Source organism: Shewanella sp. NKUCC06_TVS (assembly GCF_019345515.1).
Taxonomy (GTDB): domain Bacteria; phylum Pseudomonadota; class Gammaproteobacteria; order Enterobacterales; family Shewanellaceae; genus Shewanella; species Shewanella oncorhynchi.
Map to the genome: position 1 here is coordinate 14,537 of NZ_JAHKQX010000027.1, position 12,969 is coordinate 27,505.

Annotated in this window: 7 protein-coding genes and 1 riboswitch; of the genes, 5 read left to right on the forward strand and 2 right to left on the reverse strand. The window is 45.8% G+C overall.

Annotated features, from left to right (window positions below):
- Positions 1–410 precede the first annotated feature (410 nt).
- Positions 411–540, forward strand: a riboswitch (glycine riboswitch).
- A 253-nt stretch (positions 541–793) separates the two neighbouring features.
- The 3 genes from KO531_RS21525 (at position 794) to KO531_RS21535 (ending at position 8,692) form a co-directional block, all read left to right on the forward strand.
- Complete coding sequence (locus KO531_RS21525) at positions 794–2,152, forward strand: sodium:alanine symporter family protein (RefSeq protein WP_219252217.1); 1,359 nt, start codon at positions 794–796, stop codon at positions 2,150–2,152.
- A 144-nt stretch (positions 2,153–2,296) separates the two neighbouring features.
- A complete protein-coding gene (locus KO531_RS21530; RefSeq protein ID WP_219252218.1) occupies positions 2,297–7,627 on the forward strand; it encodes a PAS domain S-box protein in 5,331 nt (1,776 codons plus the stop codon).
- A 48-nt stretch (positions 7,628–7,675) separates the two neighbouring features.
- Complete coding sequence (locus tag KO531_RS21535) at positions 7,676–8,692, forward strand: two-component system response regulator (RefSeq protein ID WP_028759378.1); 1,017 nt, start codon at positions 7,676–7,678, stop codon at positions 8,690–8,692.
- Between the two features lie 88 nt (positions 8,693–8,780).
- On the opposite strand, the gene ygfZ is transcribed toward KO531_RS21535, so the two are convergent.
- The gene (gene ygfZ, locus KO531_RS21540; protein ID WP_105251514.1) at positions 8,781–9,743 is read right to left on the reverse strand and encodes a tRNA-modifying protein YgfZ; all 963 of its coding nucleotides are present in this window, start codon (positions 9,741–9,743) and stop codon (positions 8,781–8,783) included.
- Between the two features lie 154 nt (positions 9,744–9,897).
- On the reverse strand, positions 9,898–11,127 hold the full coding sequence (serA, locus tag KO531_RS21545; protein WP_105251515.1) for a phosphoglycerate dehydrogenase: 1,230 nt from the start codon (positions 11,125–11,127) through the stop codon (positions 9,898–9,900).
- Positions 11,128–11,281: 154 nt separating this feature from the next.
- Between serA and KO531_RS21550 the strand changes: the two genes are divergently transcribed.
- Both KO531_RS21550 and KO531_RS21555 read left to right on the forward strand, forming a co-directional pair.
- Positions 11,282–11,890 carry a DUF2238 domain-containing protein gene (locus KO531_RS21550; protein ID WP_105251516.1) on the forward strand — a complete coding sequence of 203 codons (609 nt, stop codon included), beginning with the start codon at positions 11,282–11,284 and terminating at the stop codon, positions 11,888–11,890.
- A 394-nt stretch (positions 11,891–12,284) separates the two neighbouring features.
- Positions 12,285–12,950, forward strand: coding sequence for a LuxR C-terminal-related transcriptional regulator (locus tag KO531_RS21555; RefSeq protein WP_014611267.1), 666 nt, complete (start codon positions 12,285–12,287; stop codon positions 12,948–12,950).
- Positions 12,951–12,969: the final 19 nt, after the last annotated feature.

A 12,969-nucleotide genomic window follows, 5' to 3' on the forward strand; every position in this document is an offset into this window, starting at 1 on the left:
AAGCAGTGTTTCAAACTGCGGCTACAACTTACTTAGTGGCCGCAATTTAGCATTGCCATTCTATGTTCAAGATAAAGCATTTTCTATTCAGATAGATACTGATTTTTCTTGTAATAGGATCATCCACGGGGGTAACAAAACATAAATCGTCACTTGGTGTAAAAATAGTCAACTGGATTAAATCCTCCGCGAACTGTGAGCAAACGGCTTGAGCTGACGCCGCATTTGTTGCATTCTGTGCGTCCTGTTAGCTTGGGAGTAAATCTCAATCTAGCAATCCGTTCGGATGAAGGTAGCAGGAGAGTGGGGAATTGACCCCACACCGACGAGGCAACTTTGGTTTTACAGAAGCGAGTCTTCTTATAAAAACAAAGCACTCTTTCAGGTGCCGATAGGCGTGGACTGTTACTGGACGAGCCTCTGGAGAGACTACCAGTTGCACTCATTGTGCAATCAGGTGGCGCCGAAGGCGAAAGTGTCGTGGTGTTATTGTATAACCTGCGACGCGAAACGCTCAGGCAAAAGGACAGAGGAGAGGATGACTGCACAGTCCCTGTCGTTTGTCGTCGTGGGCTATTTTTACTCTTTTGCTTGAGATGGAGCAGCACTTTTACTCTTATTGAAAGCACTCGTGTAGAGCTCTCGCTTGCTACGCTTTTAGCGTTCAGCTTAGGCGATTCTCGGCCGAGATTAGGTCAAAATAGTTCGCTATAGCGTCCGACTGCGGCGCGTCACAGCCATTTCTTTTCCTCCTCCGTTTATTAATTTTGTTGTTTAATATTCGAGGAATATCATGAGTTTTCAAGCTTTACTTGCCAGTATTAATGGCATCGTCTGGGGCCCAATTACCCTTTGTTTGCTGGTGGGTACAGGAGTTTACCTTACTGTGCGTCTCAAGCTTATCCAAGTATTTCGTCTGCCGATGGCGATGGGATTGTTGTTTAAACCTGCCAAAGGTCATGGGGATTTATCTTCCTTTGCCGCGCTTTGTACTGCGCTGTCCGCCACTATCGGTACCGGTAATATTGTCGGCGTGGCGACGGCAATAAAAATGGGCGGGCCAGGGGCGTTATTTTGGATGTGGCTGGCGGCATTTTTTGGCATGGCGACAAAATATGCTGAATGTATGTTGGCGGTAAAGTACCGTACCACCGATGCTCGTGGGCAGATTGCGGGTGGCCCTATGTATTATATCGAGCGCGGCCTTGGTCTGCCTTGGATGGCGAAATTGTTCGCTCTCTTTGGGGTTGGTGTGGCCTTTTTCGGTATCGGTACTTTTGCACAGGTTAACGCCATCAGCGATGCACTGACGATTGCCTTTGAGGTGCCGACTTGGTTGACTGCGATTGTGTTGACTGTGTTAGTTGCTGCAGTCACTTTGGGTGGCGTAAAGCGAATTTCGAATGTGGCGCAAAAGCTAGTGCCTGCCATGTCGATTGGTTATGTGCTGGCCTGCGTGTGGATTTTAGTGGGATTTTCTGAGCAAATTTTACCCGCCTTAGGTTTAGTTATTGAATCGGCCTTTACGCCACTCTCGGCAGCGGGAGGATTTTTAGGGGCAACAGTCGCGCAGGCGATTCAAATCGGTATTGCCCGCGGTGTGTTCTCGAACGAATCTGGATTAGGTAGTGCACCCATTGCCGCCGCTGCCGCTAAGACCAATGAACCCGTTGAGCAAGGTCTCGTCAGCATGACGGGTACTTTCTTCGATACCATTATCATTTGCACTATGACGGGGTTAGTGCTGATTATCACTGGGGTATGGAGTGGTGAGACGGCGGGTGCCGCGATGACGAGTGCTGCTTTTGCTCTGGGAGGTTCAGCGCTTGTGGGTCAGTATTTGGTGACGATTGCGCTAGTGTGTTTTGCGTTTACAACGATTTTGGGCTGGCATTATTATGGTGAACGCTGTTGGTATTACTTAGTCGGTGAGCGCGGGCTACGCATGTATCAAGTGGTGTTTTTGGTGCTGATTGCCGGTGGTGCTTTTATCAAACTGGATGTGATTTGGTTGTTGGCCGATACGGTTAATGGTTTGATGGCGATCCCTAACTTGATCGCCATTGTGGGCTTGAGGCATATCATTATCGCCGAAACCCAAAGTTATTTTGCTCGTATCTTACCTAATCAAACCTTAGAGACGGCTTCTTAGAGACGGCTTATTAGTATTGTTAAAACAATAAATTACTTCACATTATTTTAACTTTGACATTGTCGCCACTAAATTCTTCGTTTACTTTATAAGTGCTATTTTTAAATGCAGTGCTTATAAAATCGGGGGCTTTAGGGCGACACCATGGAAAAAAGTAAACTTCGTACTTTTCGCAGTAGGATTTTATCCCACATAGCCTTGCCTCTCATTTTAATTATGGCGAGTGTCTATGGTGTAAACGCTTGGTTTAGTTATATCTCCTCAGAGAATCGGCTTTACCATAGCCTGACACAAGAGGCGAGTCATTCGGCTTCTCGTCTGCAGTTTCTGCTCGAGCATGCGGAGGCCAACACTCAAGGTCTTGCTGATTTTATTGGTTTTTTGTCAAGTAAAGAAGACATGAATGACACTGAGAGTGTTAAAAGTGTCTTGATGAATCGAGTCAAACGTAATCCTGATTTTTTTGGCTCCGCAGTCGCATTTAAACCGAACACCTTTCCTAATCGCAAGCTCTTTTCTCCCTATGTTTACCGCGACACCAGTGGCAGCGACGATCTCCATTATCTCGATATTGGCGCTGAAGGCTACGACTATACCGATGGCACTTGGGATTGGTGGAGCAAGGCTATCAATCAAGCGAACGGTTATTGGTCAAAGGCATACTTTGATGAGGGGGCGGGAAATATTCTGATGTTGACCTATTCGGCTCCTTTTGGTGCGATAGGTAATTATTTTGGGGTTGCGACGGTTGATTTAGCCTTAGATGGATTGCCAAAACAATTGGGGATTGCACCAAATCGTCTGGTGGTTTTAGACGATCAAGGGCGGCTTATTTATCATGTAGATAAAGAAAAAGTGCTGGCAACGACTTCAGCCCAGTGGCTCGATAAGAATAAAGATAAAAATGCCGATTTTTGGACGTTACAGGATAAAAGGCTTGATGGTCAAGCAAGGTTTGTCGATAACCAAGATGTTGTTTATCTTGCGAGTATTGCGACTGTACCGCATTTAAAGTGGCGTGTGATTGTATTAGCGCCAGAACAAGATTTATTCAACTCCCTGCTTGATGATCTGGCATCTATCATCCTCAATTTAAGCTTATTAACCCTCTTATTATTGCTGACTTGTTATCTGGCGGCGAAACGGTTAACTCGGCCGTTAGAGCTACTCGAGTCGGGTATCTTGTCCTTTGGACAGGGTAAAACTCAGCAGCTTATTGTACCTAAAGGTGCCGTAAGTGAGATTGTGACGCTGAGTAATACCTTCAATCAAATGGCGGAATTACTTGCAGAACGTGAACAAGCCATTCTTGATTCCCGCGGTAATCGCTTTGCGCGCCTAATTGATGGTATGAGTGATAAATCTTTCTATTGTTCCCTCGAACCTAATGGCCAACTCGCCCAGGTTAGTGAGGGGGTAACTAAGGTGCTGGGGATCTCCCCTGATTTGCTCAAGCGCAAATATCAAAGACTCTTCTCGGCTAATCCCCTCAATGAGAAGAACTGGGAATATACCGATTTAGCCTTAAAGGGCCAGAATGTGCCTTCGCATCAAGTGGAAATGCTAGATGAAAAAGGGTATTTAAGAAGGCTCGATGTCTTTATGCAGCCATTATTATCAGATACTGGTGAGTTAATGTCGGTGGAAATGTTATTTACCGATATTACTGAGCAGTTTTCGGCGGCGGCTTGGTCAAATGCCGTGCTTGAGGCTGCGCCTGAGGCCATGTTGATTGTCGACCAACAGGGGTTAATCGTTTTTACTAACAGTCGTTGCCAGCAGCTTTTTGGATTTGATACAGGGGCTATGTTGGGTTTGCAAGTTGAGCAGTTACTACCACAAGAATTGGGTACCCGACATGTTCTTGAGCGACAACAATTCCTTCGCGAAGGCCGCGATAGAGGCATGGCAAATGCGCGTCATGTTCGGGCTTTAAAAGCCGATGGTAATGAATTTATTGCTGAAATAGCGCTGAGTATGCTCCCTGCGGATGCGGATGGACAAAAGCAAGTTGCAGCTTCGATTCGCGATATGACGGATAAAATTGCGGTTGAACTTAAAATTCGGGAGAGTGAGGAGCGTTTTCGTGGATTGGTCTCCAATATCCCTAGCGCCGTATATCGTTTACGTATTGGCGATATTTGGGTAATGGAATATATCAGTGACAATATTGGTGAAATTACGGGATATGCCGCAAGCCAATTTATCAATAATCAGAATCGTACTTATATCTCTTTGATCATCGAGGAAGATCGGGGCTTCTGCCTGCACGAAATGGATAAAGCACTCGCACTTCAAGCTACCTTTGAAGTGGAATATCGTATCCGCCATCGCGATGGCAGTGTGCGCTGGGTGCATGAGAAAGGTAAGGCAAGTTATACCGAAGAGGGCGTTCCACTTTGGTTCGACGGCAGTATTGATGACATCACAGAGAGTAAGTTTGCTATAGGACAGCTAGAGGCTTCGCGCCTGCAATTGACCAATATTACAGAGTCTATTCCTTGTACCGTGTACCAATTGTTGTGGCACTCGCCTACTGATCGCAGATTTACCTTTCTCTCTGGTGCGGCAATGAAAATGCTGGGGCTACATCGTGATGATCTTATTAGTAATTTTGACATCATCGCTGAGCGAATTTTTGATGAAGAAAGGCCGGATGTCGTGCTGGCACTTTCGGGTAAGAGTGAAGATAGGTTTCAATGGATCCGCGAGTTTCGTTATCGCCATCCCAATGGCAGCATACGTTGGATGGAGGCGGGTGCGAGCGGCCATGTAGAAGATGGCGCTATTACTTGGAATGGGTATGTAATGGACATCACCCAACGCAAGAGCATAGAACAAGAGTTAGCCCTCAGTGAAGCGCACTTTAAGGCACTGTTCGATGGTGCGACCATTGGTATCGTCAATGTGGATGTTAAAGGCGTTATCTTAGATTGTAATGACCAATTCTGTGCCGATATGGCGCGGTCACGGGAGAGTTTACGCAATACCGCAATTTTTGAGGTCCTTAGCGCGCAAGATAAGCTTATTGCCAAGGCGCAATTTAAGGAATTGGTCGGTGGCAAAATTGACCATTATCGTGGCGAGAGAAGCTTTATTCGTCCTTCTGGTGCGCCTTTATGGATGACGGTCAATGTGTCGGCACTGTTAGATGCCCAAGGACAATTTGAATCGGCTGTGATCAGCATGGTCGATATGACAGAGCTTAAATTGCTCTCCGATGAACTGTTACTTGCCAAAGAGCAAGCCGATGCCGCCAGTAAAGCCAAAGGTGACTTCTTGGCGAATATGTCCCACGAAATACGCACCCCAATGAACGCCATTATCGGCATGTCGCAGCTGTGCTTGCAGACAGAGCTTGATCAAAAACAGAAAAATTATGTAGAGAAGATTGAGCGGGCATCGCAGTCTCTACTATCAATTATCAATGATATTCTGGATTTCTCTAAGATTGAAGCGGGTAAGCTCGACATAGAATCTGTGCCATTTCAGCTCGACACTATGTTGGAAGATCTCAGCGATATGTTTTCTGAGAAAGCCGCCCACAAACAGATTGAATTATTGTTTGCCGTTGCGCCCAATGTGCCTCGTTATCTGTTAGGGGATTCGCTGCGGTTAGGGCAAGTGTTGATTAATCTGATGAATAACGCCATTAAGTTCACCGAACGGGGTGAGGTGTTATTGTCGCTAAGCTTAGTTGAGCAGCAAGATGATGATGTCGTGCTGCGTTTTAGTGTGCGTGACAGCGGCATAGGCTTAACTGAGCAGCAGCAAGCAAAATTATTTAAATCCTTTACCCAAGCGGATACTTCAACCACCCGTAAATACGGTGGTACAGGCTTAGGCTTGGCTATTTGCAAGCAACTCGTTGAACTCATGGGGGGCAATATTGGTGTCGAAAGTCAATTTGGTCATGGCAGCACCTTCTATTTCACTGTGAAGTTACAAATTTCCGAGGGCCAAAAATTAGTGCTTGAGCAAGAGCTTGAGGGCATGTCTGTGCTGGTGGTAGATGATAACGCGACCGCCAGAGACATAATGCGTACAACGCTCGAAAGTATGGGCTTTAGAGTCGATACGGTTCGTTCAGGTGAAGAAGCAATAAGCCGCTGTTTACTGCAGACCTATGAAGTGGCATTAATCGATTGGAAAATGCCCAATATGGACGGGTTAGAAACCGCCCGTCAGATCCAACTACAGGCTAAGTCTCAGCCTAAGATCTTGATGGTATCCGCCCATGCGAATCATGAATTTATCACTCAAATTGAGCAATTAGCACTGGCGGGGTACATCAGTAAACCCATCAGCGCCTCACGCATGCTCGATGGCATAATGAATGCGATTGGCCGTGAAGGCATATTGCCAGTAAGACGCCGCACTGAAGAGCTGGCTCCGCAGTTATTATTACCACTTCAAGGGAAGCGTATCTTATTAGTGGAAGATAACGAGATGAATCTCGAAGTCGCCAGCGAGTTTTTAGAGCAAGTGGGGATTATTTTATCCATCGCGACCAATGGCCAAATTGCCTTAGATAAGCTATCCCAACAGCATTTCGATTTAGTGTTAATGGACTGCCAAATGCCAGTGATGGATGGTTATCAAGCCACTAAAGCGATAAGGAAAAGGCCTGAGTTGGCAAATTTACCTGTCGTTGCTATGACTGCGAATGCGATGGCTGGTGATAGAGATATGTGTCTTCGGGCTGGGATGAATGACCATATTGCCAAGCCCATAGAAGTGAATGTGCTCTATCAAACCCTATTGAAATACCTCGGATCTTCTTCTGGAATTTCTGCAGCGATAAGGGCGGAAGCCTCAACTCAGTTAACTTCGTCCAGCGCACAGGGGGAAGTCAGCAATGGCGCTGATAAAACGGTATTGCTCAAGTGGCCAGAACACCCTGAGTTGGATATTGATAGAGGTTTGCAACTGGTGCAGCATTCGACGCGTCTTTATCAACGAATCTTTGATCGTTTCGTGAGCAGTCAACGTAATGTGGTGGAGCAGGTTCGCAAAGCCATCGCGGCGAATCAAGTCGAAGATGCGGTGCGTATCGCCCACACCCTTAAAGGCTTAGCGGGTAATTTAAGTTCGGCAAAATTGGTGGAATTAGCACGTTTGCTTGAGTTGCATTTAACAGAGAAAGCGCCTTATGAAGATGAGTTAGTTCAAATTCAACCGCTAGTGGCCTCTATCTGCGATGCGATTGAACAGGCTAAGCCTGTGATAGTGAATCAAGCCGAGCCCCAAGCGGTGGACTTGCTATCAGATGAGGACTTGAGAGCCGCATTACGGGTCTTACGTCAGAATCTAGATGAAGCCGATGCTAGTGCTGTGGCAAAAATTGATGCGTTAAAGCCGAAGGTGAGTAGTGCGATGTGGCAAGCGTTAAGCCCTGCCTTGTCTATGATTAATCAGTACCAGTTTGATGAGGCAATCGACTTAATTGACGATGTGATTACACAGTTAGGATAGAAAGCGGTAGCGCGAATTTATAATGTGTGACATTGAGTGGAGTTGTTAATGGAAAAAGCAACAATATTAGTCGTCGATGACACACCTGAGAATATCGATATTTTGATTGGTATTCTAGGTGATGATTACAAAGTCAAAGTGGCGATCGATGGACCAAGGGCATTAGCGTTAGTGACAAAGTCGCGGCCTGACTTAATTCTGCTCGATGTCATGATGCCAGGTATGAATGGCTATGAAGTCTGCAAGCTGCTAAAGCAAGAGCCGCTGACCAGCCATATTCCGGTGATCTTCGTGACCGCCTTATCTGAAATTGCTGATGAAGCCCAAGGTTTTGCATTGGGCGCGGTGGATTACATTACTAAGCCTGTCAGTGCGCCTGTCGTTAAAGCGCGAGTTAAAACGCATCTTGCGCTCTATGATCAAAAACGTCTACTCGAACAACAAGTTAAAGTTCGTACTCACGAATTAGAAGAAACCCGTTTCGAGATTATCCGTCGTCTTGGCCGTGCTGCTGAATACAAGGACAACGAGACGGGTCTACATGTTGTGCGTATGAGTCATTACGCCCGCATATTAGCGATAAAGCTCGGCTTACCGACGACCTTTTGTGACTTGATTTTTAATGCGGCGCCTATGCACGATATTGGTAAAATCGGTACGCCCGATGCTGTGCTGAAAAAGCCTGGGAAACTTGATGCGCAGGAATGGGAAATTATGCAGCAGCACGCTGCCATAGGTGCAGAGATTATTGGTGAACATAGCGATCCGTTATTGCAAATGGCCCGTCGTATCGCCTTAACTCACCATGAGAAGTGGGATGGTTCAGGTTACCCCAATGGCTTGGTTGGCGAAGAAATCCCCCTTGAAGGGCGTATCACCGCGATTGCGGATGTGTTCGATGCGCTGACTTCGCAACGGCCTTACAAGCAGGCTTGGACGATTGAAGCAACTATGGAGCTATTTGAAAATCAAGCGGGAAAACATTTCGATCCCAAGCTGGTGGAGGAGTTCAAGCAAATCCTGCCAGAAGCAATTGCCATTCGAGATACTTATTTAGAAAATTGATGCTCGAAGTGCATTGACTAAGATAAAGGCGCCATTGGCGCCTTTATTCTGCTTCAATATTTTATACTCATCATATTAAATCAAAGCATTACGCTTCATCTAATGAGTAGGGCAGGGCTTGGATCGTTAAATGTGATTGTTCATCGTCGGCAAAACGCAGCTGAGTATCATTAGGCGTGTCATTAGGAAGTACGGCGGTTAACAAGACTTGATTGCCACGCTGTACAAACTCAATGATTTGACCGCCACGGCGAAAACTGTCTTCCATCGCGATTTCGAGGCCTGATGCTAGGGTGATTTGAAGACTAGTGTGGCCGCGCAAAATATACAGGGCGCGTTTATTACCACCGCGATATTTCATTCGCGCTATGGTTTCTTGTCCCATGTAACAGCCCTTATTGAAGCTGATACCGTTAACCGCTTGTAGATTACACATCTGCGGTACGTACTGGCTGGCATGGCTGGCGGCAAGGTTGGGGTAACCTGCTGCAATCTCTAACGCTTGCCATGCACTGGCGTCAAATACACTCAGTTCCGATTGCGCAACTAAAGCCGCTGCGGCATCTGGTGTTAATACTAAAATAAAACGTTCAGCGTCTTTTAAAATCGCACCATTTTCAATGAGTGTGAGCTCTTGCTGAATGTCACCAAAATGTTTGTTCACGAATTGGCTTGCCTGTTCACCGGCAACGCCGAGCAGAGTCCACTCAGCGGATGCATTGCTTAAGGTGGCTTTACTAAACACGGCATATTTTTGTAACTGGGGTAAATCGACTTCGATGGCATCCTTTGGCATCAACATAAAGAGTGCATCTTGAATGGCAAAGGTTCTGAAACTGGCCAGCATTTTACCTTTAGGATCGCAATGCGCGCCCCAGCGCCATTGATCCGTGGCTAATGAGCTGATATCTGTGGTCACTTGGCCATGGATAAAACTGCGGCCTTGTTCTCCAACGACTTTGATGAGGCCTAAATGAGATAAGTTGGCAAGCATAAGTGGAGGCAAGGTAGCGTCCAGATCCCAATGGGGCGTAGAAACTGAAATAGTCATAGCGAGATCCTGAAAATGAAGACGATGTGAGAGGCTAGATTGTAACGGAATTCCAGTTGGCTCAAAAGCATAAGGCGCACATATCTGTGAATGATCTGTGCGCCTTATTATGTGTGCTTTAGTCGATAGGCTTAAAGCGAGTGGAGTTTAAAGTTTAAAACAGCACGCGGGTACGCAATGTACCTTCAATGGCTTTAAGTTCAACTAAGGCTTCTTCCGCTTGAGTTGTGTCGACTTCCATCACGACATAACCAATTTCTGCGGTGGTCTGCAAATATTGGGCGGCGATGTTGATGCCTTTTTCCGAGAAGGCTTGGTTGATCTTGATCAACACGCCCGGACGGTTTTGGTGAATATGCAGCAAGCGCGAGGTGCCTTTATGCGTTGGTAATGACACTTCAGGGAAGTTAACCGCAGAAACGGTTGAGCCGTTGTCTGAGTATTTAGCGAGCTTACCCGCGACTTCAATACCAATGTTTTCTTGGGCTTCTGCAGTACTCCCACCCACATGCGGTGTCAGCAATACGTTATCAAGACCTCGAAGTGGGCTGATAAATTCATCGTCATTCGATTGTGGCTCAACCGGGAACACATCAATCGCCGCGCCAGCGAGGTGACGCTCTTTCAAGGCGACCGTTAAGGCCTCGATATCGACTACAGTACCGCGTGATGCGTTGATAAAGATGCTGCCCTTTTTCATTGCTGCAAACTCGGCAGCGCCTATCATGTCTTTTGTTTGTGGAGTTTCAGGGACATGTAAGCTTACTACATCAGCTTGTGCTAATAGGAGTTCCAACGAATGGACTTGTTGTGCGTTACCTAGTGGCAGTTTGTCTTCGATATCGAAGAACACGACGCGCATACCTAAGGTTTCCGCCAGAATGCCAAGCTGAGTACCAATATGGCCGTAACCAATCACACCTAAGGTTTTACCACGCACTTCATAGCTGCCCGCTGCGGTTTTCATCCAGCCGCCACGGTGAGCGATAGCGTTGCGTTCAGGGATACCCCGCATCAACATAATGATCTCGCCAATCACGAGTTCTGCAACACTGCGCGTGTTTGAGAAGGGTGCGTTAAATACTGGGATACCAAGGGATTCGGCGGTGGCAAGGTCAACTTGGTTGGTTCCAATACAGAAACATCCAATCGCGATTAACTTCTCGGCACGTTTCAGCACCTCAGCAGTTAATTGGGTACGCGAACGAAGTCCCACAAAATGCGCATCTTTAATGGACTCAAGTAAGGCTTCATCGCTTAAGGAAGCTTTGTGGTATTCGATATTGGTGTATCCCGCACGTTCAAATACATCGACCGCAGATTGGTGGACGCCTTCCAACAGCAGGATCTTGATCTTATCCTTGTCCAGCGAATGTTTCGCCATGATATGGGTACCCTCTAATTAATAGAAATGTTTCTTATGATATGCTCACAACCTTCACCCACCAAAGTAGCACTTTTTTTACTCAGTGTGGAGGGCTAGATGGCTAAAGTTAATATTCTAAATTTAGAACAATATCGCATAAGAGGAAGAAACATTGAATAACAAAATCGCATGGTGCGGTATTTACCTCTCAGTTTTGGTGTGGTCGGCGATAAAACCCGCAGATCCTTTTACATGGTGGCTCGAAGCCTTACCTGCATTGATTGCTGTACCGATTTTATTCTTTACTCGTAAACGTTTTCCACTAACACCTTTAGTATATTTTCTCGTCTTAATACACTGCTGTGTGTTGTTTGTCGGCGCTCATTATACTTACGCTGAAGTGCCATTATTCGACACGATTGCCGATTGGATGGGTTCAGAACGTAATAATTACGATAAAGTGGGTCATTTTGCGCAAGGTTTTATCCCAGCCATGCTCGCCCGTGAAATTATGTTGCGTAATCAAGCTGTTAAACCTGGGGCTTGGTGTGCGTTTCTTGCCACTTGTTTTGTACTCGCTTTTTCGGCGTTTTATGAACTGATCGAATGGTGGGTTGCCGTGGCAACTGGCGAAGGGGCTGAAGCCTTTTTAGGGACTCAAGGCTATGTATGGGATACCCAATCTGACATGTTTCTTGCCCTCATTGGTGCAATTGTCGCGTTAGCTTTACTGTCTCGTTTTCAAGATAAACAAATCGCGAGACTCAAGCAGAGGATTTAGCGGCTAAAAGTGGGTGATGCTCTCTGTTCGAGTTGTAAGACTTTCTTCCCTGAAATGTATGGTGTGAGTGTGGTGACATTGAGTTGTCATACTTTAGTGTTGTTATTGTGTTTTCTTTGTGTTGCAACTTTGGATTGATAACGTCATAGTTGGAAAGTATTAGGTGCTGGGCGTTGGCCAAGTAAAACGGTATTTTTGACTGTTATTCCATTTTATTGTGGTGAGTTAGTCGAACCTACTAGCATTAAACAGGGAATAGTACATTTGGGTGATGTTTTTCAATCGTTAACTAGTCAGAATCAACTAGGTTAATGGAATGTTGAAAAATCTAACTAAAAAGACGAGTCAAACATACCATTTTGCAATAGAGAATACTTTTCAGGGAGGAGAGTCATTGAGCACAATTAATGAATTGGTTTTTTTACACCAAATGGCCGCGCCATGTCATTTAGCGTTACTCGCTGAATCCATAGGTTTGAAAACGCGTATAGTAAAGCATGCGGCTGAACTGGATTTAGACAAGAGTCGCCGTAGTTTTTATCTGATCACCCAAAAAGGTTCAGCATTAGATAACAAAGGGATACCTCTGTTAGCTTCGCGATTAGTGTCACATTTTCCTGTGGCGCTGTATCAAGTTGAGCGAGACTCCTTAGACCAAGAATCTGCAATGTTACTCGGCATTCGAGGTATTTTATTTGCCGATCAACGTATGGATCTGATGTTAACGGGTTTACGTAAAATGGTGGCAGAGGAACTTTGGTACGATAGAACTTTGCTAAGCAAAATGTTCCGCCGTGTCGTACAAAAGTTAGAAGGTAATAATGAGATGCCCTCTGATACTGTGGCTATGCTGCAGATGCTGACATCCCGTGAACGCACTATCATTCAATTCGTATCGAGTGGTGCGAGGAATAAAGAAATCGCTCATAGGTTATGTATCAGCGAACATACAGTGAAGGCGCATATTTCTTCTATTTTCCGCAAGACCCAGTCTCGTAATCGGGTTGAGCTTTTACGTTGGGCGCAAACCTATCAAACTCACTTTGAGCTGTGCAGTTAGTCAGTTAAAGATATTGGTC

Bases quoted from the DNA above. Each gene is read 5' to 3' on its own strand.
- KO531_RS21525 (WP_219252217.1), top strand. From the start codon at position 794: ATGAGTTTTCAAGCTTTACTTGCCAGTATTAATGGCATCGTCTGGGGC.
- KO531_RS21530 (WP_219252218.1), top strand. From the start codon at position 2,297: ATGGAAAAAAGTAAACTTCGTACTTTTCGCAGTAGGATTTTATCCCAC.
- KO531_RS21535 (WP_028759378.1), top strand. From the start codon at position 7,676: ATGGAAAAAGCAACAATATTAGTCGTCGATGACACACCTGAGAATATC.
- ygfZ (WP_105251514.1), bottom strand. From the start codon at position 9,743: ATGACTATTTCAGTTTCTACGCCCCATTGGGATCTGGACGCTACCTTG.
- serA (WP_105251515.1), bottom strand. From the start codon at position 11,127: ATGGCGAAACATTCGCTGGACAAGGATAAGATCAAGATCCTGCTGTTG.